Below are 26,168 nucleotides of genomic sequence, written 5' to 3' on the forward strand. Positions count from 1 at the left end.
ATGGGCGTATTATAACCAACTAAAATAGTCAACTATTAGGCCATTGCTATGATCCGTATTTCCGATGCCGCCCAGGCACACTTTGCCAAGCTACTGGCAAGCCAGGAAGAAGGGACGCAGATCCGCGTATTCGTTATCAACCCAGGCACCCCGAACGCTGAATGCGGCGTGTCCTACTGCCCGCCCGACGCCGTGGAAGCTACGGATACCGCACTGAAATTCGACCTGCTCACCGCCTATATCGACGAGCTGAGCGCGCCGTATCTGGAAGATGCGGAAATCGATTTCGTGACCGACCAGCTGGGCTCGCAGCTCACGCTGAAAGCGCCTAACGCGAAAATGCGTAAAGTGGCGGATGACGCGCCGCTGATGGAGCGCGTGGAATATTTACTGCAGTCGCAGATCAACCCGCAGCTGGCAGGCCACGGCGGTCGCGTTACGCTGATGGAGATCACCGACGAAGGCTACGCCATTCTGCAATTCGGCGGCGGCTGCAACGGCTGCTCCATGGTGGACGTGACCCTGAAAGAAGGTATCGAGAAGCAGCTGCTGAACGAGTTCCCGGAACTTAAAGGCGTGCGCGATCTCACCGAGCACCAGCGCGGCGAGCACTCTTACTACTAAGCGCGATCGCAAGCCAGTAAAAAAGCCCGCTTTAAGCGGGCTTTTTTTTCGCGTATGCTCGGAATAAAAAAACCCGCACAAGGCGGGTTCTTTTTTGCGTCGATTTCACTGCTCAGGGTTAACCCGTCATCGCTGTCGGAAACCGCGCAAGGGGAGCGATTAAATGGCAGTTACGTTCGCAGCTGCCGGGCCTTTCGCGCCGCTTTCAACGGTGAAAGAGACCTTCTGGCCTTCTTCCAGGGTTTTGAAGCCGTTGTCCTGGATTGCGGAGAAGTGAACGAAAACGTCCTTGCTACCGTTGTCCGGAGTAATGAAGCCGAAACCTTTTTCCGCGTTAAACCATTTTACTAAACCAGTCATTTTATCAGACATGTTATCACCTTAAAAAATCATTGAGCCTTACGGCGTTGCGTGGCCTGCATAACAGAATTTACTTAGCGCTTATGGAGGAGACTCAAAAAGAAGGGATATCTTGGGATAACACTTGAAATGAGAACTGCTTTACTAAACTGCTTTTCGACGGGTCTGTCTCGCAAACCGAGGAGTGCATTAACGCATGCTGGCTCCCACAAAGCAAGCTTTTTATTGAGGGAGGCAAAAATAGTCGCCCCTGCGCGCGTTTCGCGACGCGCAGGGGCGAACTGTTATTTACGCTTTACCGCCGATGCGGCGCGGCGACGTTTATCAAGGTCTTTGATCAGCCGGTTAACGGTGTCGTCAGCAAACATGGTTTCCAGATCGACGGTGAGCTTGCGACGCCAGTTTTGGTACTGATAGCTGGTGCCTGGCACGTTCACCGGCTGCGCCATATCCAGCCAGTCTTCCGGCTGAAGCCCGAGCAGCGCGCTGTTGCTGTCGGCGATATAGCGCTGGAGCGCGCGGTTCAGCGTGGCGCCCATTTTCATGCGCGCGGCGTGGTGTCCTGCGCGTTTCGGCAGGCAGCCATGCTGATGCAGACTCTCCAGCAGCCCCTGTTTCGCCCGCTCGCGATCGGCGTACAGCCCTTCTAACACCTCTTCATCGGGATAGAGCCCCAGCGTTTTCCCAAGGGTTAAATCGCCGCTTTCCCAGTAGCCGCGCAGCGTCGGCAGATCGTGAGTGGTCGCAACCGCCATCGCCTGCGACGTCCAGCGTTTCGGCGCGCGGAAGCGGCTGCCCCCTTCGTTTTCAAAGTACAGGACTTTGTACGAGTAGACGCCGCTGTCGCGCAGCTTGCCGACGATTTCCGCCGGAACCGTACCGAGATCTTCGCCGATCACCATGCAGCGGTGGCGCTGGCTTTCGAGCGCGAGGATCGCCAGCAGATCGTCGACCGGATACTGCACGTAAGCGCCGTTATCTGCTGTTTCGCCGTACGGGATCCACCACAGACGCAGCAGCGACATGACATGGTCGATGCGCAGCGCGCCGCAGTGGGTCATATTGGCGCGCAGGAGTTCGATAAACGGCTCGTAGGCGCGCGCCTGCATCACGTGCGGATCCATCGGCGGCAGGCCCCAGTTCTGGCCAAGCGGCCCCAGGATATCCGGCGGCGCGCCGACCGACGCCTTCAGGCAGTAAAGCTCGCGGTCGCACCAGGTTTCCGCGCCGCCTTCCGCCACGCCGACCGCCAGATCGCGATACAGCCCGATCGGCATGTCGTATGACTGGCTGGTCTCCCAGCAGCGGGCAAACTGCTCATACGCGAGCCATTGCAGCCAGAGATAAAAATCGACCTCATCCGCCCGTTTTTTGCAAAACGCCTGCACTTCCGGGCTGCTGGTGTTCTGATACGCTTTCGGCCAGGCCGGCCAGCCCCAGCGCATCGGATCTTCCTGCGCCTGCCAGGCGTGAATCGCGTCGAACGCCGCCTGCCAGTAAAGGCTTTCGCCCGAGCGGGCCACGAAATCGCGAAACGCCACCACATCGTCATCATCCGGGCCGCGCGTGGAGAAACGCGTCCAGGCCATCCGCAGCGCCGTGAGCTTCAGCATGGTCACGGTCGAGTAATCGACCCACTGCGACTCGCGGGCCGCTTTCAGCGCCTGCTGCGTGGCGTCGCGCTTCCACCAGGTCTGCGCCTCATCGCTACGCCGAAAATCTTCCACGGCGTTAACGTCAATATAGATAACATTAAGCCAGCGGCGGGACGACGGGCTGTACGGGCTCGCGCTTTCCGGGTTCGCCGGGTAGAGCGCATGGATCGGGTTTAAGCCGATAAACGCGCCGCCGCGCGGGCCCACTTCATTCAGCATCGCTTTCAGATCGCCGAAATCCCCGATGCCCCAGTTGTTCTGCGAGCGCAGCGTGTAAAGCTGTACGCACGCGCCCCAGAGTTTTTTACCCTCACGCAGCGGCTGCGGCTCATAGCAACGCTTCGGCGCGACGATAAGCCGACAGTGCCAGCGATTATCGTCACGCGTAAGCGTCAGCGTGTGATACCCCTCTTCCAGCTTCGCAGGCAGTGTCAGCGCCTCGCCGCCGCGCGCGTTGCCGCTAAACTGCTCGCCGGTTTCGCTGGTCAGCAGCCAGTGGTAGTCACCGCGGCCTTGCGGCGTTAACTGCATACGGCGGCTTTTCGTCACCACTTTCACCGGCGGCAGCGGCGATTTATCGGCCGCTTTTGGGGCGGCCTCAGGGTTCATCGCTTCCAGCAAACGCCGTTTGGTCTCAGCGCCAATCGCCTGCGGTTTGCCGTGCGCATTGATGTAGTTAGGGCTAATCCCCGCCGCAAGGGCGGAGGAGTCAAGGCGTTTGCTTTCCATGGCGGCTCCTTTAGCGTTTTGCCTGCCAGATACGTTGCTGATAATCCTGGATGGAGCGGTCAGAGCTGAACATGCCGCAGCGCGCGGTGTTGAGAATTGCCGCGCGGGTCCAGGCTTCCTGGTCGCGGTAGAGCACATCCACCTGCTTCTGGGCTTCAACATAAGCCGAGAAGTCCGCCATCACCAGGTACGGGTCGCCGCCCTGTTTGCCAAGGCTGTGCAGCATCTGATCGAAAGCGTGTTTATCGCCATCCGCGTAGACGCCTTTTTCCAGCTCTTTGAGCACTTCATCCAGCAGTTTGTCTTTTTTGCGCCATTTCACCGGATCATACCCTTTGGCTTTCAGCGCTTTCACTTCTTCGACGGTATGGCCGAAGATAAAGATGTTCTCTTCGCCCACCTGTTCGGCAATCTCGACGTTCGCGCCATCCAGCGTACCGACGGTGAGCGCGCCGTTCAGCGCCAGCTTCATGTTGCCGGTGCCGGACGCTTCTTTACCGGCGGTAGAGATCTGCTCGGAGATATCCGCCGCCGGGATCATCATCTCGGCGACCGAGACGTTGTAATCCGGCAGGAAGACCACTTTCAGCTTATCGCCGACCCGCGGATCGTTATTCACCGCCTGCGCCACTTTGTTGATAGCGTAGATGATATTTTTCGCGAGGTAGTAACCCGGTGCGGCTTTTGCGCCAAACAGGAAGACGCGCGGCACGCGGTTCGCGTTCGGGTTTTCGCGAATTTCTTTGTACAGCGCCACGATGTGCAGCAGGTTGAGGTGCTGACGTTTGTACTCATGCAGACGTTTGATCTGCACGTCAAACAGCGCGTTCGGGTTGATTTCAATGCCGGTACGGGCGTGGATATACGCCGCCAGACGCTGTTTGTTTTCCTGCTTGATAGTGCGGTACGCCTTGCAGAACGCGGCGTCGTCGGCATATTTCTCAAGCCCGGCCAGCGCGTCGAGATCGTTCACCCACTCTTTTTTCAGCGATTTGTCGATAAGCGCGGCCAGCGCCGGGTTGCACTGCTTCATCCAGCGGCGCGGCGTGATGCCGTTGGTGACGTTGTGGAATTTATTCGGCCACAGCTGGTGGTATTCCGGGAACAGATCTTTGACGACCAGATCGGAGTGCAGCGCCGCCACGCCGTTCACCGCAAAACCGCTCACCACGCAGAGGTTCGCCATACGTACCTGGCCGTTGTGTACCACGGCCAGTTTCGCCCAGACCGCCTCGTCGCCCGGCCAGGTTTTCGTCACCTGCTTTTTAAAGCGCGTATTGATCTCTTTGATAATCTGCATATGACGCGGCAGCAGCGTGCGGATCAGGCGCTCGTCCCAGCACTCCAGCGCTTCCGGCATCAGGGTATGGTTGGTGTAGGCGAAGGTGCGGCTGGTGATCGCCCAGGCGTCGTCCCAGCTCAGTTGATGCTCGTCAATAAGCACGCGCAGCAGTTCAGGAATAGCGATGGTCGGGTGCGTATCGTTAAGCTGGATGACTTCGTAATCCGGCAGCTCAGCCAGTTTGCGGCCCGCCAGATGATGACGACGCAGAATATCGGCAACGGAGCAGGCGCACTGGAAATATTGCTGCATCAGACGCAGTTTTTTGCCTGCCTGATGGTTGTCGTTCGGGTAGAGGACTTTGGTCAGTTTTTCCGCGTCGATGCCCTGCTGCTCAGCGCGCAGGAAATCGCCGTCGTTGAATTTGGTCAGATCGAACGGATGGGCGTGCGTCGCCTGCCACAGACGCAGCGGCTGCGCCACGCTGTTACGGTAACCCACCACCGGCAGATCCCACGCTTCGCCGGTAATGACGAACCCCGGCACCCAGCGCGCGGTTTTCCCGTCTTTAATCACTTTACCGCCGATGCCCACCTGCACATCCAGCGCCTCGTTATGGGTGAACCACGGGTAGCTGCGGCGGTGCCAGTCGTCCGGCGCCTCCATCTGTTTGCCGTCTTCGAAAGACTGGCGGAACAGGCCGTACTGGTAGTTCAGGCCATAGCCGGTCGCCGATTGCCCGACGGTCGCCATGGAATCCAGGAAGCAGGCCGCCAGACGCCCCAGACCGCCGTTCCCCAGCGCCGGATCGGTTTCCTGCTCCAGCAAATCGCCCAGATGAATATTATGGCTTTCCAGAATGCGGCTCACCTCATCGTGCCAGCCAAGGTTGAGCAGGTTGTTGCCGGTCAGACGGCCAATCAGAAACTCCATCGAGATATAGTTCACGTGACGCTGTTTCGCCTGCGGCTGGTGCGGCGGGATCGCGACGAGCATGTCTGAAAGCGCGCCGCTGACCGCCTGCCACCACTGGCGCTGCGTCATTTCTTTGGCGCTGTGTAAACCAAAACGCTGCCACTGACGGGTCAGAGCAGCCTCGAATTCGACCGGGTTAAAGGTGGGCTGTGACATAGTGAATCGGGGTCCTGTAGCAAAAATAAGGAGAATTTCCGCTAGTTTGCCCGGCCCCCTTTGCGAATTCCTCATCCTGCGCAGGATTAGCGAGGGAGGAGGAACGGGTAGTAGCAAAAACTGTGATCCCGGGCACTAAAACCCACACGGAAAGCGGTAAAACACGCAGGAAATACTACGCCTTCGGCCCCTGTACGCCGCGTTGTAATCTGACACCGCCACCCCGCCAGATACGCGGTTACCGCAGAAATGAATTCTCACTAAAAATAACGCTTCAGCCCGGTTCTGACGCTTTTTTACGGTGATTTCGCGCACAAAAACCGGCAAAACGGCTCCCGGTTTGCAAAGTTTACTGCGCCGGTGGCGAAATAAAAATCAGCCGCGACAGAACGCAAAGCCAGAGCCAACGGCCTTCGCAGACGCACGGGGCTGAAATATTCACAGAAAAAATGGAAATGTGACAGAGTGCAACTTTAAGATGCCCAAAAAAGGACATAACTTGCATTCAGCCCGATTCTGTCCGACCTTAATTTAGTATTAATTACGAAGCTCAAAAAAAATCGTCATCTCTTTGCCTCCTGCACAGTGAAGTGATCCTATGTTGATACCGTCTAAGTTAAGTCGCCCGGTTCGTCTTGAACACACTGTGGTTCGTGAACGTCTGCTGGCTAAATTATCCGGCGCTAGCAACTACCGGCTGGCGCTTATCACCAGCCCCGCCGGCTACGGAAAAACGACGTTAATTTCCCAGTGGGCCGCAGGTAAAACCGAACTGGGGTGGTATTCGCTTGATGAAGGCGACAACCAGCCGGAGCGCTTCGCCAGCTATCTTATCGCCGCCATCCAGCAGGCCACCGGCGGCCACTGCGCCAGTAGCGAAGTGATGGCCCAAAAACGCCAGTACGCGAGCCTCTCGTCGCTTTTCGCCCAGCTTTTCATTGAGCTGGCGGACTGGCCGCGCCCGCTTTTTCTGGTGATTGATGATTACCACCTTATCACCAACCCAGCTATCCACGAGGCGATGCGCTTCTTCCTGCGCCATCAGCCTGACCACCTGACGCTGGTAGTCCTGTCGCGTAACCTGCCGCAGTTGGGCATCGCCAACCTGCGCGTGCGCGAACAGTTACTCGAAATCGGCAGCCAGCAGCTCGCCTTTACGCACCAGGAAGCGCGTCAGTTTTTCGACTGCCGCCTGAGCCAGCCCATCGAACCGGCGCAGAGCAGCCGCCTTTGCGACGATGTCGCAGGCTGGGCCACCGCCCTGCAACTTATCGCCCTGTCGGCGCGCCAGAATACCGGCGCGGTGCATCAGTCGGCGCGCCGCCTGGCGGGCATTAACGCCAGCCATCTCTCCGATTATCTGGTCGATGAAGTCCTGAACAACGTCGATAACGATACCCGTCAGTTTTTACTGAAAAGCGCCCTGCTGCGCTCGATGAACGACGCGCTCATTGTGCGCGTAACCGGCGAAGAAAACGGTCAGATGCGGCTGGAGGAGATCGAGCGTCAGGGGCTGTTTTTGCAGCGTATGGATGATTCCGGTGAATGGTTCAGCTATCACCCGCTGTTCGGTAACTTCCTGCGTCAGCGCTGCCAGTGGGAGCTATCGACAGAGCTGCCGGATATCCACCGCGCGGCGGCGGAGAGCTGGATGGCGCAAGGCTTCCCGAGTGAAGCCATCCACCACGCGCTTGCCGCGGGCGATGCCAATATGCTGCGCGATATTCTGCTCAATCACGCCTGGGGGCTGTTCAACCACAGTGAACTCACTCTGCTGGAACAGTCTTTAAAAGCCCTGCCCTGGGAGAGCCTGCTGGCGAACCCGCGCCTCGTGCTGTTGCAGGCCTGGCTGATGCAGAGCCAGCACCGCTACAGCGAAGTCAATACTCTGCTGGCGCGCGCCGAGCAGGAGATGAAAGGCGAAATGGACGACACGCTGCATGGCGAATTCAACGCCCTGCGCGCGCAGGTGGCGATTAACGACGGCGACCCGGACGAGGCCGAGCGGCTGGCGATGGTCGCGCTGGAGACGCTGCCGCTGGCGAATTTCTACAGTCGCATAGTGGCGACGTCGGTACACGGCGAAGTGCTGCACTGCAAAGGCGATTTAACGAAATCGCTGTCGGTGATGCAGCAAACTGAACTGATGGCGCGCCGTCACGATGTCTGGCATTACGCGCTCTGGAGCCTTATCCAGCAGAGCGAAATTCTCTTCGCCCAGGGCTTTTTACAGGCCGCCTGGGAGACGCAGGAGAAGGCGTTCATCTTGATTCAGGAGCAGCATCTCGAACAGCTGCCGCTGCATGAATTCCTGCTGCGCATTCGCGCGCAGCTGCTGTGGGCCTGGGCGCGGCTGGATGAAGCGGAAGCCTGCGCGCGTACGGGCATGACCGTGCTGGCGAACTACCAGCCGCAGCAGCAGTTGCAGTGCCTGGCGCTGCTGGTGCAGTGCTCGCTGGCGCGCGGCGATCTCGACAACGCCCGCAGCCATCTGAACCGTCTCGAAAACCTGCTCGGTAACGGGCATTACCACAGCGACTGGGTCTCTAACGCCGACAAAGTGCGGGTGATTTACTGGCAGATGACCGGCGACAAAGCCGCGGCAGCGGCCTGGCTGCGCCAGACGCCGAAACCGGCCTTCGCCAATAACCATTTCCTGCAAAGCCAGTGGCGCAATATCGCCCGCGTCCAGATCCTGCTTGGCGATTACGAGCCCGCGGAGATGGTGCTGGAAGAGCTGAATGAAAACGCCCGCAGCCTGCGTCTGATGAGCGATATCAACCGCAACCTGCTGTTGCTGAACCAGCTTTACTGGAATGCCGGGCGGAAAAGCGACGCCCAGCGGGTGCTGATGGAGGCGTTAACGCTGGCGAACCGCACCGGGTTTATCAGCCATTTCGTGATTGAAGGCGAAGCGATGGCGCAGCAGTTGCGTCAGCTGTTGCAGCTCAATACGCTGCCGGAGATCGAACAGCATCGCGCGCAGCGTATTTTGCGCGATATTAACCAGCATCATCGCCACAAGTTTGCGCATTTTGATGAGAATTTCGTCAATAAGCTGCTGAATCACCCGGAAGTGCCGGAGTTAATTCGCACCAGCCCGCTGACGCAGCGTGAATGGCAGGTGCTGGGGCTTATCTATTCCGGTTACAGCAACGATCAGATTGCCGGCGAGCTTGATGTGGCGGCCACCACGATTAAAACCCATATCCGGAATTTGTATCAGAAGCTCGGCGTGGCGCACCGTCAGGATGCCGTTCAGCACGCCCAGCAGTTGTTGAAGATGATGGGGTATGGGGTTTAGGGTGAGCAGTAATCCGCGTTAATGGTGGGTGCGCTGCGCTTACCCACCCTACCAGGCATCGTAGGGCGGGTAAGCGCAGCGCACCCGCCGTTCCGCGGACAACGTCGCCGCAAAACTCACCACATCAGCACAACTCTAACTGCACCTTATTGGCGTTAATCACCTGCATCACGCCGGCGGGCGGCATAATGTCGGTATACACCGCGTCCACAAGGCTAATACTGCCCAGATTCACCATCGCGTTACGGCCAAATTTGGAGTGATCCACCACCAGCATCACGTGACGCGAGTTCTCAATAATCGCGCGCTTGGTGCGCACCTCGTGATAATCGAACTCCAGCAGCGAACCGTCGCTGTCGATGCCGCTGATACCCAGAATGCCGAAATCGAGCCGGAACTGAGAGATAAAATCGAGCGTCGCCTCGCCAATAATCCCGCCGTCGCGGCTGCGCAGTTCGCCACCCGCCAGAATGATGCGGAAATCGTCCTTCACCATCAGCGTATTCGCCACGTTGAGGTTATTGGTCACGATACGCAGGTTCTCATGGTTCAACAGCGCATGCGCCACTGCCTCCGGCGTAGTGCCGATATCGATAAACAGCGTCGCGCCGTTGGGGATCTGGCTCGCCACTCTGTAGGCGATGCGCTCTTTTTCCGCCGTCTGGGTCGCCTTGCGGTCATGCCAGGAGGTGTTGACTGAGCTCGACGGCAACGCCGCGCCGCCGTGGTGGCGCAGGATCATGTTTTGTTCGGCGAGATCGTTGAGATCGCGGCGGATGGTTTGCGGGCTGACGTCAAACTGCTCCACCAGCTCTTCGGTACTCACATAGCCCTGTTTTTTTACCAGTTCAATAATGGCATCGTGACGTTGTGTTTGCTTCACACCCTTCTCCTGACGTGTTGCCGTATTATTTTCGTTTTCGCGCATGCAGGGTATCCGTCATGGCCATCGCCAGGCCAATCAGCATCCCCGCCACCAGATCGGCATTCGCCGTCTTGTTGCCAAACAACCCCAGTCCGCCGATGGCGAGCCACAACAGCATAAACACCAGAATGCCGCGGGGCAGATGCAGCCCGCTTTCCGGTTCGCGTTCGCCGCGCAGCCAGACGTATCCCACCAGCGCATAGACTACGCCGCCAAGGCCGCCGAACCACGGGCCCGCGATTTGATACTGGATAACGCCGCCCACCAGCGCGGTGACCAGCGTCAGCGTCAGCAGTTTACCGCTGCCGGCGGTCTTCTCCAGCGGACCGGCAAGATACCACCACCATAGCAGATTGAAGATCAGGCTCAGCAGGGAAAAGTGCAGCAGCAGCGGGCTGACATAACGCCAGAGTTGAAATTTGAGAGAGGGATCGAAAGGCCATGCAAGCCAGACGGCCACTTGCGCATAACCGATAACGCTCATCGCGAGATACGCGACGACGCACAGCGCCATCATGCCGAGCGTCAACGGGCCCGCATGGGCGCGCACGGTGGCCATAAAAGGATAAGAACGGTAGCGCAAACCCGCGTTCAACTGCCCGGTCTGCCAGCTGGCGGAGAGATAACGCGGATCGCTCGGATGCGAGAGAAAATAGCTCAGCTCCGCTTTGACCTTCTCCGCTTGTGCTTCATCGGCAAGCCAGATATCCCAGGTGTCATGCCGCTGGATTTCCAGTATCACGCCCTGGGTGGCCATATAGTCAACAAACGCCTGCGCCAGACGCGGGTTGTCAAACGAGTTAATCATCAACATAGCAAGTCGTTCTTTTCAGAAAGGTATCTCCACACGAGGAAAACAGTATACCTGCGAACGACGCGGACACGATGCTTAACTCTCTCCGTGCGCCACTTCTGCGGGGAAATGACGATGCCAGGCGTCGAAACCGCCGTCCACGCTGTAGACCTGATCAAACCCCTGATGGAGCAGATATTGCGCCGCGCCTTTGCTGCTGTTGCCGTGATAGCACATCACCAGCACCGGCACATCGAAATCGGTCTGCTGCATAAAAGCGGGCAGCGTGGCGTTGGTTAAATGAAACGCGCCGGGCGTGTGGCCCATCGCATAGCTTTGCGGATCGCGAATATCCACCAGCACGGCGCTCCCCTGCTGGAGCTTCTGGTGCGCTTCTTCGACATTAATACATTCAAACTGATCCATGGTGCTCTCTTTCATCTTTAAAGGGGCGTAAGGCTGGCCAACGACGCACGATGCGTTATGCCGATAATAACGTAAGTGTAAGGCTTCCTCCGTCTGTAACGCCATAATGTTATTCACATCACACTGAAATGTTTTTTTGTTGTTATCAAAAGCGCGTTTGTTTGCTATTATGAGCGATAACGAACATTTATGAGCTTTAACGAAAGTGCGTGAGGGCAGCAGCATGGAAACCAAAGATCTGATTGTGATAGGTGGGGGCATCAACGGTGCCGGTATCGCGGCAGACGCCGCAGGGCGTGGATTATCTGTGCTGATGCTGGAAGCGCAGGATCTGGCATGTGCCACCTCTTCCGCCAGCTCCAAATTGATCCACGGCGGCCTGCGCTACCTGGAACATTACGAGTTCCGCCTGGTGAGCGAAGCGCTGGCCGAGCGCGAAGTGCTGCTGAAAATGGCGCCGCACATCGCCTTCCCGATGCGCTTTCGCCTGCCGCACCGCCCGCATCTGCGTCCGGCGTGGATGATCCGCACCGGCCTGTTTATGTACGATCACCTCGGCAAACGCACCAGCCTGCCGGGCTCTACCGGTTTGCGTTTTGGCGCAGACTCCGTTCTTAAACCGGAAATCGTGCGCGGTTTCGAATATTCCGACTGTTGGGTCGATGACGCCCGTCTGGTGCTGGCGAACGCTCAGATGGTCGTGAAAAAAGGCGGCGAAGTGCTGACCCGCACCCGCGCGACCTCCGCGCGCCGCGAAAACGGCATGTGGATTGTGGAAGCGGAAGATATCGATACCGGCAAAACCTACACCTGGCAGGCGCGCGGCTTAGTAAACGCCACCGGTCCGTGGGTGAAAAACTTCTTCGATGACGGCCTGAAACTGAAATCGCCTTACGGCATCCGCCTGATCAAAGGCAGCCATATCGTGGTGCCGCGCGTGCACACCCAGAAACAGGCTTACATTCTGCAGAACGAAGATAAACGCATCGTGTTTGTTATTCCGTGGATGGAAGAGTTTTCGATAATCGGCACCACCGATGTCGAATACAAAGGCGATCCGAAAGAAGTGGCGATCGATGAGTCAGAAATCGGTTATCTGCTGAAAGTGTATAACGCGCACTTCAAAAAACAGCTGACCCGCGAAGATGTGGTCTGGACTTACTCTGGCGTGCGTCCGCTGTGCGATGACGAATCCGATTCGCCGCAGGCGATCACCCGTGATTACACGCTCGATATTCACGATGAAAACGGCCAGGCGCCGCTGCTGTCGGTCTTCGGCGGTAAACTCACGACATACCGTAAGCTTGCCGAACACGCGATGGAAAAACTGTCGTCCTATTACAGCAATATCGGTCAGGCGTGGACCCGTAACGCGGTGTTGCCGGGCGGCGCTTTCCAGGGCGAGCGCGACGACTACGCCGCGCAGCTGCGTCGCCGCTATCCGTTCATCAGCGAAGCACTGGCGCGACACTATGCCCGCACCTACGGCAGCAACAGCGAACTGATTCTGGGCGATGCCGCCGATATTAACGCGCTGGGCGAGCACTTTGGCCATGAGTTCTACGAAGCGGAGCTGCGTTATCTGGTGGAACACGAATGGGTGCGCCGCCTGGACGACGCCATCTGGCGCCGTACCAAACTCGGCATGTGGCTCAATGCTGAAGAACAGTCGCGCGTGGCGCAGTGGCTGACCGAAAACGTCGGTAAAAAAGCGAACGTGACGCTCTCGCTCGCTTCGTAATGCTTTCCCTTTCGCGGCCGCGTTTACTCCTGCGCGGCCGCGTCTTTTTATCTGCTAAACCCCCGCATTGACGTGTTTTTCTGTCGCTACACTTAATAACATCGTATTACTATGGGTTATTGACCCTGCCCTCAGGAGAGCGCCGCTTGCGCAAGGCAACATCCCGGTCGCCGGATGCCGTCATGCTGGCTTTTTTGCTGCTGATTTCGCTGCTGGTGATAGCGGTCAGCGGCAGTTCGCTATGGCAATCGTGGCAACACAGCGTCGAAGAGACGGAGCGACAGGCGCGTAACCAGTCCATTTCGCTGGCGCGACAGGCGGAAGATACATTTCTTCAGGTGCAGTTAACGCTGGATGAACTGGTGCGCCGCTCAGAGGACATTTTCCTACAGCCCGCCGACTGGAACGGCTCGCGTGGCCTGCTTGCCCAGCAGCAGCGCCAGCTGCCGCAGTTGCACGGGTTGTTTGTCTACGATGCCAGTGGCGACTGGATAGCCACGTCCGCCAGCGTCTATCCGGCGCAGGCCAATAATGCCGACCGCGACTATTTTCGCTGGCACACACAGCACAGCGATACCGGCATTCATATTGGTCATGTGATCCGCAGCCGCTCCACCGGCGAGCTGGTCGTACCGGTCTCGGTGCGGCTGAATAACCGCGAGGGGCGCTTTCGCGGCGTGCTACTGGCGACGGTGAAGCTCGACTATTTCCGCCAGTTTTACGGCTATTACGAGATGGGGCCGAGCGACACGCTGGGGATCACCTTCGCGGACAGCACGGTGCTGTATGTGCGCCCGTTTCCCGACTCCTACATCAACCGCACCCTCTCCTCCAGCCCACTCTTTACCCGGATGCTGAAAATCGCCCCAACCGGCGGCGGCGCCTGGAAATCGGCAATTGACGGCGTGCCGCGCATTTTTGGCTATGCCACGCTTGAACGCTATCCGCTGGTGGTGTCGGCAGGTTATGACGTTGACGAACTGCGCGCCGCCTGGTGGCGTAACAATATTCCCACGCTGGCGCTTAATGCCGTACTGCTTGGCGTAGTGCTGGTTTTCGGGGTGCTGGTGCTGCGGCAAATCCGTGCCAGCCTGCGTTATCAGCGAGAGCTTATCGGGCTGCGTGACGATCTGACGCGCTCGAACCATATTTTGCAGGATCTGGCGCTGCTGGATGGCTTAACGGGGCTGGCTAACCGCCGCCAGTTCGATATCTATCTGGAGCAGTGCATCACGCGCGCGCAGGAGACCGGCGCGCCGGTCTCGCTGGTGATGTGCGATATCGACTACTTTAAAATCTATAACGACACCCAGGGACATGTGGCGGGCGATGCCTGCCTGAAAGCGGTGGGCGACATTCTGCGTCACCTGCCGCTGCACAATACCGACAGAGTCGCGCGCTACGGCGGCGAAGAGTTTGCGATTATTCTGCCCGGCGCGGACGCGCATGCCGCACAGCGTGTGGCGCTACGCGCGCTTGAAGCTATCCATCACGCCCGACTGTCGCACCCGGCGACGCCGAGGGAAGAGAAAGTGCTGACGATAAGCGCAGGCGCCGCCACCGTCACAGGTGAGGACGTCAACGGCGAAACGCTGAAGAACCGGGCGGACGACGCGCTTTATCAGGCGAAGCGCGCGGGCCGCAACTGCGTGGTGGGCGCGGCAGGTGTGAGCCACATTCTGATGGATGCGTCGTACCAGGCGTAACGCGCTTAAGCGGCGCGGCGTCGGCCGTAATAAAACCCTACCAGCACAATGCCCTGTCCCAGCGCGGGGATCCACAGCGGCCACGCCGCGATAACGTCCTTCGCGAGCAGCCACATGTACGCGCTCGGGAGCCAGCCGACGAAGAATAACGCGCCACGCGGCGCGTCGGGCAAAAACGCCGCCCTGGTACTAAACACGGCCGCGCACAGCAGATACCAGCCAAAGACAGCCCAGAACGCGCGTGCGCTGTGGGGCCGCCGCGTCGCCTGATGTTTCCCAAGCAGCGCCAGTGATACCCCTTGCAGCAACGCCAGCACGGCGATGCCGATGTTTGCTGAGGCGAATGTGCGCATCACGCCGGAAAGCGCGATATCCGCCACCGCCCCATAGACCTGAGCCAGTAATGGCGCACCTATCAGCGATACAAGCAGCGCACCCACCCCTGTGTTTTTCTTCGTCATCCTTGCCTTTCGCACCCATAAAAAAACCAGAGTGTCACCACTCTGGTTGTGTTGATAACGCAGCGATCTTACAGGCGTACAGGATTGATATGCCAGATATTTTCCGCATACTCCTGAATCGTGCGGTCAGAGGAGAAGTAGCCCATGTTGGCGATGTTATGCATCGCGCGGGTGGTCCACACTTCCGGCTGAAGATAAAGTTCGTCCACCTGATCCTGACAATCCACATAGCTGCGATAATCCGCCAGCACCTGATAGTGATCGCCAAAGTTAATCAGCGAATCCACCAGATCCCGGTAGCGGCTCGGCTCTTCAGGGCTGAACACGCCGGTGGCTATCTGGGTCAGCACCTGGCGCAGCTCTTCGTCCTGCTCATAGTAATCGCGCGGATTGTAGCCGGCGCGGCGCAGCGCTTCCACTTCATCTGCGGTGTTGCCGAAGATGAAAATGTTCTCTTCGCCGACATGCTCCTGCATCTCCACGTTCGCGCCATCGAGCGTGCCAATGGTCAGCGCGCCGTTGAGCGCAAACTTCATGTTACTGGTGCCGGATGCCTCGGTGCCCGCGAGCGAAATCTGCTCTGAGAGATCCGCCGCCGGAATGATGAGCTGCGCAAGGCTGACGCTGTAGTTCGGGATAAAGACCACTTTCAGCCGATCCTTCACTTCCGCATCGTTGTTGATAACCTTCGCCACATCGTTAACCAGGTGAATAATGTGCTTCGCCATGTAATACGCCGAGGCGGCTTTACCGGCGAAAATATTCACGCGCGGCACCCAGTCCGCCTCGGGATCGGCCTTGATGCGGTTATAGCGCGTAATGACATGCAGCACGTTCATTAACTGGCGCTTGTACTCGTGAATACGTTTGATCTGCACGTCAAACAGCGCTTTCGGATTTACCACCACATTGAGATGCTGCGCGATGTAAATCGCCAGGCGCCTTTTATTCTCAAGCTTGGCTTCGCGCACCTGCTGGTTCACCGTCGGGTAGTCGATGTGCTGCTCCAGCTCGCTCAGCTGGCTGAGATCGGTGCGCCAGGTGCGACCGATATTCTCATCCAGCACCTCTGAGAGCGCCGGGTTCGCCAGCGCCAGCCAGCGGCGCGGCGTCACGCCGTTGGTGACGTTCAGGAACCGCATCGGGAAGATCTTCGCAAAATCGGCGAAGAGCGACTGCACCATCAGGTTCGAGTGCAATTCAGAAACGCCGTTGACCTTATGGCTGATAATCACCGCCAGCCAGGCCATGCGCACGCGACGCCCGCCCGACTCATCGACAATCGACACGCGGCTTAACAGCGCGGTATCGTTCGGGTATTGCTCCTGAACGGTACGCAGGAAATAGTCGTTAATTTCAAAAATAATCTGCAGATGACGCGGCAGGATCTTGCCGAGCATATCCACAGGCCAGGTCTCCAGCGCCTCGCTCATCAGCGTATGGTTGGTGTAGGAGAACACCTGACACGTCACCTCGAACGCCTCATCCCAGGTGAACTTATGCTCGTCGATAAGCAGACGCATCAGTTCAGGAATCGACAGCACGGGGTGGGTGTCATTCAGGTGAATCGCCACTTTCTGCGCCAGGTTGGCGTAGGTTTTATGCATCATATAGTGGCGACTTAAGATGTCCTGCACGGTGGCGGACACCAGGAAATATTCCTGACGCAGACGCAGCTCGCGCCCCGAATAGGTGGAGTCGTCCGGGTAAAGCACGCGCGACACGTTCTCGGAGTGGTTTTTATCTTCCACCGCCGCAAAGTAATCGCCCTGGTTAAACTTACCGAGGTTAATGGCGCTACTGGCCTGCGCGCTCCAGAGCCGCAGCGTATTGGTAGCGTCGGTATCGTAGCCGGGCACGATCTGGTCAGAAGCGACCGCGATGATTTCTTCGGTTTCCACCCAGCGGGTCTTTTTGCCTTCCTGCTGAATACGGCCGCCGAAACGCACTTTATAGCGCGTATTGTGGCGCTGGAACTCCCACGGGTTGCCATATTCCAGCCAGTAATCCGGCGATTCTTTCTGACGCCCGTCAACGATGTTCTGCTTAAACATGCCGTAGTCGTAGCGAATGCCATAGCCGCGGCCCGGCAGGCCCAGCGTCGCCAGCGAATCCAGGAAGCAGGCCGCAAGACGCCCGAGGCCGCCGTTGCCAAGTCCGGGGTCGTTTTCTTCGTCGATGAGTTCTTCAAGACTCAGACCCATTCCCTCCAGCGCGTCCTGTACATCTTCATAGATGCCAAGCGACAACAGCGCGTTTGAGAGCGTGCGGCCAATCAGAAACTCCATCGACAGATAGTACACCTGACGCACTTCCTGCGAGAGTTGCGCGCGCGTGGAGCGCAGCCAGCGCTCCACCATGCGGTCGCGCACGGCAAACAGCGTGGCGTTCAGCCACTCATGTTTGTTAGCGATAGCCGGATCTTTACCGATGGTGAACATCAGCTTGTAAGCGATAGAGTGTTTTAACGCCTCCACGCTCAGGGTTGGCGACGCGTAGCTAAAGGGTTCATTCATCCACGTGTTCCTTTACAACAAGCGTTGATAAAGTTCGCGGTACGACTTCGCCGCGACCTGCCAGCTAAAGTCCATCCCCATGGCCTGGCGCTGCACAAAACGCCAGAGAGACGGACGGGACCACAATACGAAAGCGCGTCGGATGGCCCGCAACAGCGACCAGGCATTGCTGTCTTCAAAGACAAAGCCGCTGGCGATGCCGTCCGCCAGGTTTTCCAGCGAGCTGTCGGACACTGTATCCGCAAGCCCGCCAGTACGGCGCACCAGCGGCAGCGTGCCGTATTTCAGACCATAAAGCTGCGTCAACCCGCACGGTTCAAAGCGGCTCGGCACCAGAATCACATCCGCGCCGCCCATGATGCGGTGCGAGAAGGCTTCGTGATAGCCAATCTGCACGCCGACCTGGCCTGGGTGTTCAGCCGCAGCCGCGAGGAAGCCTTCCTGAAGCACCGGATCGCCTGCGCCCAACAGCGCCAGCTGTCCGCCCTGCTCCAGCAGTCCCGGCAAGGCCTCCAGCACCAGGTCCAGCCCTTTCTGGCTGGTGAGGCGGCTGACCACCGCGAACAGCGGCGCTTTGTCATTCACCTTCAGGCCCATCGCAATCTGGAGCTGACGTTTGTTCTCAGCCTTCTCTTCCAGCGTATCGCGGGTGTAGCGTGAGGCCAGCAGCAGATCGTGCGCCGGGTTCCAGATGTTTTCATCCACGCCGTTCAGAATGCCCGACAGCCGCCCTTCGCTGTGGCGCTGTTTCAGCAACCCTTCCAGACCGTAAGAGAACTGCGGCTCGGTAATTTCGCGCGCGTAGGTCGGGCTCACCGCCGTAATATGATCGGCATAGTAGAGGCCCGCCTTGAGGAACGAAATCTCGCCATTGAACTCCAGACCATTCATGTTAAACATCGACCATGGCAATCCGATGTCATCCATGTGATGCGCGTAAAACATGCCTTTGTAGGCAAGGTTATGCACGGTGAACACGGACTTGGCCGGACGACCGCGCGCCGCCAGATACGCAGGCGTCAGGCCCGCATGCCAGTCATGCGCGTGAACGATGTCAGGACGCCAGAACGGATCGAGGCCAGCGGCCATTTCGCTGCCCACCCAGCCCAGCAGGGCGAAGCGGATAACGTTGTCGCTGTACGCGTACAGGTTCGTGTCATGATAAGGGCTGCCCGGACGGTCATAGAGATGCGGCGCATCGATAAGATAGATGCCGACACCGTTAAAATGTCCGAATAACAAAGAGATAGGCCCAGCGAAGGTATCGCGGCGCGTAATCACTTTGGCATCCGCGACGCCGCGACGGAGATCGGGGAAGCCCGGCAGCAATACGCGCGTATCCACACCTTCGGCAATCTGCGCAGCAGGCAACGCGCCAAGGACATCCGCCAGACCACCCGTTTTCAGCAGCGGAAAAAGTTCAGAACATACATGTAAGACCTGCATTATCTCTCCCGTTGAAAGTCACAGCGCAACAGGCGCGCCGAACGCGAAACAATCGCGCGCGGAAATTCTCGTCCGTGCGCACGTAATCCTTGTGCGACTCAGTCTGACAAACGCGCCAGCATGTCGCGGGTCACCAAAACAATTCCCTCTTCGGAGCGGTAGAAACGGCGAGCATCCTCTTCGGCGTTTTCGCCAATCACCATTCCTTCAGGGATAACACAGGCCCGGTCGATGATGCAGCGACGCAGGCGGCAGGAGCGGCCAACCCAGACATCAGGCAGCAGCACCGCAGAATCAATATTGCAGAACGAGTTCACACGCACGCGCGGGAACAGCACCGACTGCACCACCACCGATCCGGAAATAATGCAGCCGCCGGACACCAGCGAGTTCAGCGTCATGCCGTGGCTGCCGGAGCGGTCCTGCACGAACTTGGCGGGCGGCAGCGACTCCATATGCGTACGGATAGGCCAGTCCTGGTCATACATATCCAGTTCCGGGGTCACCGAAGCCAGATCCAGATTCGCCTTCCAGTACGCCTCCAGCGTCCCGACGTCGCGCCAGTACGGTTCGGCGTTAGGATCGGACTGCACACACGAGAGCGGGAACGGATGCGCGTAGGCTTCGCCGCTGTACGTGACTTTCGGGATAATGTCTTTCCCAAAGTCATGGCTGGAAGATTCATTTTTGTCATCCTCTTCCAGCAACTCGTAAAGATAGTCAGCATTAAAAATATAGATGCCCATGCTGGCGAGCGCTCTGGTGTCGTCGCCAGGCATAGAAGGCGGGTTCGCCGGTTTTTCGACGAAGTCGATGACTTTGCTGTTTTCATCAACCGCCATTACTCCGAACGCGCGCGCCTCGGCCACCGGCACCGGCAGACAGGCCACGGTACAGCGGGCGCCTTTCTCGACATGGTCGATAAGCATGCGCGAGTAGTCCTGCTTGTAGATATGGTCGCCCGCAAGGATCACCACATACTCCGCTTTATAGCGACGAATGATGTCGAGGTTCTGGGTCACGGCGTCGGCGGTGCCGCGGTACCAGGTTTCGCCATGTACGCGCTGCTGCGCGGGCAGGAGATCGACAAACTCGTTCATCTCTTCGCTAAAGAACGACCAGCCGCGCTGGATGTGCTGCACCAGCGTGTGAGACTGGTACTGCGTGATAACCCCGATGCGACGAATGCCGGAGTTCAGGCAGTTCGAGAGCGCGAAGTCGATAATGCGGAACTTGCCGCCGAAATGAACGGCGGGCTTGGCGCGGGTCGCGGTCAAGTCTTTCAACCGCGTGCCGCGCCCCCCCGCCAGGATCAGCGCCACGGATTTCATTGGCAATTGTCTTGCCAGCATCAACGGATCTTTCTTTTCAAGCCTGACCATGACGAACTCCTGTTTATGACTTCCGGAAGACGCACACACCGTGCGCAGGCCCATGCCATACAGCCATGACAACCGGATTATCCTCTCCGGCAAACGGAGGAACGGCGCGCCATTCCCCTTCAGGTAATACGATCTCGCTTACTTCATCGCGGCCGTTAAGGGTAACAAGCCAGCGATCGGACAAGAGGATTTGCAGCTGGCGTGCGCCGCTGTGCCACTCCTCGGGTCGCATCGGCGCGCCAGCAGCGTTCAGCCAGCGGACGTTGCCGTCGTTCTCTTCCCACCACCGCGAGGCGGTAAGGGCCGGGATTTGCTTGCGCAGGCGAATCAGCGCCGCGGTATACGCGATAAGCCCCTCATCGGCCTGCGACCAGTCAAACCAGGTCAGTTCGTTATCCTGGCAATACGCATTGTTATTGCCATGCTGGCTGTGGCCATGTTCATCGCCCGCCAGCAGCATCGGCGTGCCCTGCGACAGCAGCAGCGACGCCAGCAGCGCATGCGTGCTCGCACGCCGCGCATCCTGAACGCTCAGCCCGCCGCCCAGGCCTTCGTAACCGTGATTATTGCTGTGGTTTTCCCACGCGCCGTCGCGGTTATCCTCGCCGTTCGCTTCGTTATGCTTGTCGTTAAACGACACGCAATCGCGCAGCGTAAAACCGTCATGCGCCGTCACCAGATTGACGCTCGCCCACGGCTCGCGTGCGCCCTGCCGGTAGACATCCGCCGACGCGGCAAAGCGCGTGGCGAATTCGCCTACATCCTGCTCGCGGCGCAGCCAGAAGCGGCGCATATCGTCGCGAAAGCGATCGTTCCACTCGGCAAAAGGCGGCGGGTAGTTGCCCACCTGATAGCCGCCGGGGCCGATATCCCACGGCTCGACGATAAGCTTCACCCCTGATAGCGTCGGGTCGCGGCGCATCGCTTCAAAAAGCGGCGCGTCCTGGCGAAATTCCGGCGTACGGCCCATGACTGTCGCCAGATCAAACCGGAAACCATCAACGTGACACTGCTCGACCCAGAACTTCAGGCAGCCGAGGGCGTAGTCCACCACCGCCGGATGACTCAGGTTTAACGTGTTACCGCAGCCCGTCCAGTTGTGATAATCGCCGTGGTCCTGTATCCAATAATAGCTACGGTTATCAATTCCGCGCAGGGAGAAGGTCGGTCCTTCGAGATCCAGTTCAGCGCTGTGGTTAAGCACGACGTCGAGGATCACCTCGATACCGGCTTTATGCAGCGCTTTAACGGCATCGCGAAATTCATTAAGCGCGGCCTGCGGCGCGGTCTGCGAGGCGTAACGCGTCTCGACGGCCCACAGCGCCAGCGGGTTATAGCCCCAGTAATTAGCGAGGCCGAGACGTTGCAGACGCGGCTCGCTGCAGAATTTCGCAACAGGTTGTAACTCCAGCGCCGTAATGCCGAGCTGGCGGAAATAGGCGATCATCGTCGGGTGGCCGAGCGCCGCATAGGTGCCGCGCAGCGCAGGCGGGATATCCGGATGCAGGCGCGTTAAGCCGCGCACATGCGCCTCGTAAATCACCGTCTCGCCCCAGGCCGTCGCGGGCGGCGCGTCGTCTTCCCAGTCGTAGCGGTCATCCATCACCACCGATTTCGGCATCACCTCGTGGTTATCGCGCGGGTCTGGCGTCTCGATACCGCCATACAGACGCGGATCGTCGATAACCTCGCCGTCCACGCCGCGGGCGCACGGGTCGAGCAACAGTTTCGCCGGGTTAAAGCGATGGCCCTGCGCCGGGCTCCACGGGCCATGTACCCGGTAACCGTAACGCAGGCCAGGACGGGCTTCTGGCAGATAACCGTGCCAGATATCGCCGCTGCGGGCGGGCAGCGCGTAACGCGTTTCGTTGCCGCTTTCATCAAACAGGCACAGCTCCACCTTTTCCGCATGGGCGGAAAACAGCGTGAAATTTACGCCAGCGCCGTCAAACCAGGCGCCAGGCGGAGCGGAATGGCCTGCGTTAAGCTGCATCGTCTGCCTCTCGAACCAGCCAGATTGTGGCAAGCGGCGGCAGCGTCAGGGAGAGCGAGTTATCGCGCCCGTGGCTGGCAATCGCCTCACTGCGCACCTTGCCGCCATTCCCGGCGTTACTGCCATGATAGTGCTGCGAATCAGTATTCAGGATTTCGCGCCATTCGCCCGGCTGGTTAATACCGAAGCGATAGTCGTGGCGCACCACCGGCGTGAAGTTGCTTGCGACAATGATTTCATTGCCCTGCGAATCGCGGCGCACGAAGATAAATACGGAGTTCTGAGTATCCTCTACCACTAACCATTCGAAGCCGTAAGGATCGAAATCAAGTTCATGCAGCGCTTTATGCTGGCGATACGTGGAATTGAGATCCCGCACCAGTCTTTGCACGCCGTGATGCCAGTTGTCGTCGCCTTCCAGCAGGTGCCAGTCGAGGCTGGCGTCGTGGTTCCACTCCCGTCCCTGCGCAAACTCGTTGCCCATGAACAGCAGTTTTTTACCCGGGAAGCCCCACATCCAGGCGTAGTAGGCGCGCAGATTGGCGAATTTCTGCCAGGCGTCGCCCGGCATACGGTCGAGGATCGATTTTTTGCCATGCACCACTTCATCGTGCGACAGCGGCAGGACGAAGTTTTCGGTGTAGTTGTAAATCATCCCGAAGGTCATTTTGTGGTGATGGTACTGACGGAAGACCGGGTCGAGCTTCATGTAGTCGAGCGTGTCGTGCATCCAGCCCAGGTTCCACTTGTACCAGAAGCCGAGACCGCCGGTTTCCGGCGGACGGGAGACGCCCGGGAAATCAGTGGACTCTTCCGCCATCGTCACCGCGCCGTTCACCTGCTCGCCGATAATGCGGTTGGTGTTGCGCAGAAACTCCATCGCCTCCAGGTTTTCGCGCCCGCCGTACTGGTTAGGGATCCACTCGCCTTCTTTACGGCTGTAATCGCGATAAATCATTGAGGCGACGGCGTCCACGCGCAGCGCGTCAATGCCGAAACGCTCCGTCCAGTACAGCGCGTTGCCCACCAGGAAGTTGCTCACTTCGCGGCGGCCGTAGTTGTAGATAAGGGTATTCCAGTCCTGGTGATAACCTTCGCGCGGGTCGCCATGTTCGTACAGCGCGGTGCCGTCGAAATTCGCCAGCGCGAAATCATCGGACGGGAAGTGGCCCGGCACCCAGTCGAGAATGACGTTAAGGCCGGCGGCGTGCGCGGCGTTGATGAAATAGCGGAACTCTTCGCGCGTGCCGAAACGGCGGGTTGGCGCATAGAGCCCCGTCGGCTGGTAGCCCCAGCTGCCATCAAATGGATGTTCGTTTATCGGCAGCAGTTCGATATGGGTAAAGCCCATCCACTTCACATACGGGATCAGCTGATCGGCCAGTTCACGGTAGCTGAGCCAGAAATTATTGTCGGTATGGCGACGCCATGAACCAAGATGCACTTCGTAAATGGAAATCGGCGCATCGAAGCGGTTAGCCTCCTGGCGCGCCGTATTCGGCTCCACTTTTTCCGGCAGACCGCAGATAAGCGACGCGGTTTCCGGGCGCATTTGCGCCTCGAACGCGTACGGGTCGGATTTCATGCGCAGATGGCCGTGCGCGTCGATCATTTCATATTTGTAGAGCTGGCCGTTGTGCGCGCCGGGGATAAACAGCTCCCAGATGCCGCTTTCTTTACGCAGGCGCATCGGGTGGCGGCGACCGTCCCAGTAATTAAACTGCCCCACCACAGAGACGCGCTGCGCATTAGGCGCCCAGACGGAAAAGCGCGTGCCGGTGACGCCATCCATCGTATCCGGGTGCGCGCCGAGCGTTTCATAAGGCCGCAAATGCGTGCCTTCGGAAAGCAGCCAGACATCCAGCTCCTGAAGCAGCGGCCCGAAGCGATAGGGGTCATCAATCAGGTTTTGCTGTCCGTGCCAGATCACGGCCAGCTGATAGCGAAAAGGGTTTTTACGACGCGGCACCACGCCGCTGAAGAAACCGCGAGAATCCAGACACTCAAGCTTACCCACTTTACGCCCGGTCTTAGGTTCAACGACCCAGACTTCTGTGGCATCGGGAAGGAGCGCGCGGACTTCGATCCCGGCGTCGGTAGTGTGCATGCCCAGAACGGAGAAAGGATCCGAAAAATGGCCCGCAATCAGCGCATTAATCACGTCTCTTGAGACACGATCAGACATGGTTATCATCCTGTTTATTTGGTGTCGCCCCATTCCAGCCTTACGCCTTCGCGTCCGGTAGCGACACTCTTAATGACCTGAACGGGCAGAGCCTGATGCATTCCTGCGGCTGTGCCGTTCCACCTGGAAGTATGACGAGTAGAGCCCGCCTTATGCTAAGCATAGCCAAGGGATTCTGTTACCCCTCAGAAAATATGAAACATTCGTCTTTTCTTTATTGATGGACATTAAAAAAGAGCGCCGAAGCGCTCTTTCTTTAAATTTGTTTACGCCAGTTGACGCAACATACGCCGCAGCGGTTCGGCGGCCCCCCACAGGAGCTGGTCGCCCACCGTGAACGCCGAGAGATATTCCGGCCCCATGTTGAGCTTACGCAGGCGTCCGACCGGCGTGCTCAGCGTGCCGGTGACCGCCGCCGGCGTTAATTCACGCACGGTGATGTCGCGGTCGTTCGGCACCACTTTTACCCAGTCGTTATGGCCCGCCAGCAGGGATTCGATAGTCGCAAGCGACACATCTTTTTTCAGCTTCAGCGTAAACGCCTGGCTGTGGCAGCGCAGCGCGCCGATACGCACGCACAGACCATCGACCGGAATGGTGGACGCGGTGCCGAGAATTTTGTTGGTCTCCGCCTGGCCTTTCCACTCTTCACGGCTCTGGCCGTTATCGAGCTGTTTGTCGATCCACGGGATAAGCCCGCCCGCCAGCGGTACGCCGAAATTATCGACCGGCAAGTCGCCGCTGCGAGTAAGCGCCGTGACTTTGCGTTCGATATCCAGGATAGCGGAGGCCGGGTCGGCGAGTTCCGCCGCGACGTGCTGTTGCAGCAGGCCCATCTGGGTCAGCAGTTCGCGCATATGGCGCGCGCCGCCGCCGGAGGCCGCCTGATAAGTCGCCACGGACGCCCATTCCACCAGGTTTTCCGCGAACAGGCCGCCCAGCGACATCAGCATCAGGCTGACGGTGCAGTTGCCGCCGACAAAGGTTTTCACGCCTTTATTCAGCCCATCGGCAATCACATGCTGGTTCACCGGGTCGAGGATGATAATGGCGTCGTCTTTCATGCGCAGCGAAGAGGCCGCATCAATCCAGTAGCCCTGCCAGCCGCTTTCACGAAGCTTTGGATAGATTTCGTTGGTATAATCGCCGCCCTGGCAGGTCACGATAATGTCCAGCGCCTTCAGCGCTTCAAGATTGTAAGCGTCCTGAAGCGTGCCGCCGCCCTGCGCGCCAAAGGCGGGCGCGGGCTGGCCGAGCTGGGAAGTAGAGAAAAAGACAGGACGAATGGCGTCAAAATCGCGCTCTTCCACCATGCGTTGCATGAGTACAGAGCCGACCATACCGCGCCAGCCGATAAAACCAACATTTTTCATAACCCGTGTTCCTGCGAGATGTGCTTTGTGTGCGTGACGGGAGAGCCCCGGAGATACTTTCACCATACAAAATGCAGCTAAAGTGGCAAGTGAAATTAATCAATGATCGCCTGAACATCAGAAACAGAGCTAATCA

The 26,168-nt window shown here is 58.5% G+C and carries 17 protein-coding genes; 4 read left to right on the forward strand and 13 right to left on the reverse strand.

The features are described 5' to 3' along the window. Positions 1–48 precede the first annotated feature (48 nt). The gene (gene nfuA, locus AACV31_RS17770; RefSeq protein WP_165155231.1) at positions 49–624 is read left to right on the forward strand and encodes a Fe-S biogenesis protein NfuA; all 576 of its coding nucleotides are present in this window, start codon (positions 49–51) and stop codon (positions 622–624) included. A gap of 159 nt (positions 625–783) precedes the next feature. Here the strand turns inward: nfuA and cspE are convergent, their stop codons facing one another. The 3 genes from cspE to malP form a co-directional block, all read right to left on the reverse strand. Next, positions 784–996: a transcription antiterminator/RNA stability regulator CspE gene (gene cspE / locus AACV31_RS17775; protein ID WP_007764985.1), complete on the reverse strand. Its 213-nt coding sequence runs from the start codon at positions 994–996 to the stop codon at positions 784–786. Positions 997–1,268: 272 nt separating this feature from the next. Continuing rightward, on the reverse strand, positions 1,269–3,368 hold the full coding sequence (gene malQ, locus AACV31_RS17780) for a 4-alpha-glucanotransferase (RefSeq protein WP_165155229.1): 2,100 nt from the start codon (positions 3,366–3,368) through the stop codon (positions 1,269–1,271). Positions 3,369–3,378: 10 nt separating this feature from the next. Beyond that, on the reverse strand, positions 3,379–5,781 hold the full coding sequence (gene malP / locus AACV31_RS17785; RefSeq protein WP_165155227.1) for a maltodextrin phosphorylase: 2,403 nt from the start codon (positions 5,779–5,781) through the stop codon (positions 3,379–3,381). Positions 5,782–6,379: 598 nt separating this feature from the next. Here malP and malT point away from each other — a divergent pair. Next, the gene (malT, locus tag AACV31_RS17790; protein ID WP_105538427.1) at positions 6,380–9,085 is read left to right on the forward strand and encodes an HTH-type transcriptional regulator MalT; all 2,706 of its coding nucleotides are present in this window, start codon (positions 6,380–6,382) and stop codon (positions 9,083–9,085) included. A 124-nt stretch (positions 9,086–9,209) separates the two neighbouring features. Here malT and AACV31_RS17795 read toward each other — a convergent pair whose 3' ends face one another. From AACV31_RS17795 to glpE, 3 genes are all read right to left on the reverse strand, one after another. Further along, positions 9,210–9,968 (reverse strand): DeoR/GlpR family transcriptional regulator, encoded by a 759-nt coding sequence (locus AACV31_RS17795; RefSeq protein WP_007764996.1) that lies wholly within the window; start codon positions 9,966–9,968, stop codon positions 9,210–9,212. 25 nt (positions 9,969–9,993) lie between these two features. Further along, positions 9,994–10,824: a rhomboid family intramembrane serine protease GlpG gene (gene glpG, locus AACV31_RS17800; protein WP_007764998.1), complete on the reverse strand. Its 831-nt coding sequence runs from the start codon at positions 10,822–10,824 to the stop codon at positions 9,994–9,996. Positions 10,825–10,899: 75 nt separating this feature from the next. Next, positions 10,900–11,229 carry a thiosulfate sulfurtransferase GlpE gene (gene glpE / locus AACV31_RS17805; RefSeq protein ID WP_032806897.1) on the reverse strand — a complete coding sequence of 110 codons (330 nt, stop codon included), beginning with the start codon at positions 11,227–11,229 and terminating at the stop codon, positions 10,900–10,902. A gap of 223 nt (positions 11,230–11,452) precedes the next feature. Here glpE and glpD point away from each other — a divergent pair, with 223 nt between their 5' ends. Then, positions 11,453–12,970 carry a glycerol-3-phosphate dehydrogenase gene (gene glpD / locus AACV31_RS17810; protein ID WP_007765004.1) on the forward strand — a complete coding sequence of 506 codons (1,518 nt, stop codon included), beginning with the start codon at positions 11,453–11,455 and terminating at the stop codon, positions 12,968–12,970. 146 nt (positions 12,971–13,116) lie between these two features. Continuing rightward, on the forward strand, positions 13,117–14,676 hold the full coding sequence (locus AACV31_RS17815) for a sensor domain-containing diguanylate cyclase (RefSeq protein ID WP_165155225.1): 1,560 nt from the start codon (positions 13,117–13,119) through the stop codon (positions 14,674–14,676). 5 nt (positions 14,677–14,681) lie between these two features. Here the strand turns inward: AACV31_RS17815 and AACV31_RS17820 are convergent, their stop codons facing one another. The 7 genes from AACV31_RS17820 to asd form a co-directional block, all read right to left on the reverse strand. Then, positions 14,682–15,137: a hypothetical protein gene (locus AACV31_RS17820; RefSeq protein WP_165155223.1), complete on the reverse strand. Its 456-nt coding sequence runs from the start codon at positions 15,135–15,137 to the stop codon at positions 14,682–14,684. A gap of 68 nt (positions 15,138–15,205) precedes the next feature. Further along, a complete protein-coding gene (glgP, locus tag AACV31_RS17825; protein ID WP_075197115.1) occupies positions 15,206–17,653 on the reverse strand; it encodes a glycogen phosphorylase in 2,448 nt (815 codons plus the stop codon). Between the two features lie 12 nt (positions 17,654–17,665). Continuing rightward, the gene (gene glgA / locus AACV31_RS17830; protein WP_007765022.1) at positions 17,666–19,099 is read right to left on the reverse strand and encodes a glycogen synthase GlgA; all 1,434 of its coding nucleotides are present in this window, start codon (positions 19,097–19,099) and stop codon (positions 17,666–17,668) included. Between the two features lie 98 nt (positions 19,100–19,197). Continuing rightward, positions 19,198–20,481 (reverse strand): glucose-1-phosphate adenylyltransferase, encoded by a 1,284-nt coding sequence (gene glgC, locus AACV31_RS17835; protein WP_075197117.1) that lies wholly within the window; start codon positions 20,479–20,481, stop codon positions 19,198–19,200. 13 nt (positions 20,482–20,494) lie between these two features. After that, complete coding sequence (glgX, locus tag AACV31_RS17840) at positions 20,495–22,474, reverse strand: glycogen debranching protein GlgX (RefSeq protein WP_165155221.1); 1,980 nt, start codon at positions 22,472–22,474, stop codon at positions 20,495–20,497. Further along, on the reverse strand, positions 22,464–24,659 hold the full coding sequence (glgB, locus tag AACV31_RS17845) for a 1,4-alpha-glucan branching enzyme (RefSeq protein WP_105580556.1): 2,196 nt from the start codon (positions 24,657–24,659) through the stop codon (positions 22,464–22,466). The genes glgX and glgB overlap by 11 nt, the downstream gene beginning before the upstream one ends. 266 nt (positions 24,660–24,925) lie before the next feature. Continuing rightward, positions 24,926–26,032: an aspartate-semialdehyde dehydrogenase gene (gene asd, locus AACV31_RS17850; RefSeq protein ID WP_075197119.1), complete on the reverse strand. Its 1,107-nt coding sequence runs from the start codon at positions 26,030–26,032 to the stop codon at positions 24,926–24,928. Positions 26,033–26,168 lie beyond the last annotated feature (136 nt).

The sequence above is a fragment of the Cronobacter sp. EKM101R genome (assembly GCF_963888145.1).
Classification (GTDB): Bacteria; Pseudomonadota; Gammaproteobacteria; order Enterobacterales; family Enterobacteriaceae; genus Cronobacter; species Cronobacter turicensis.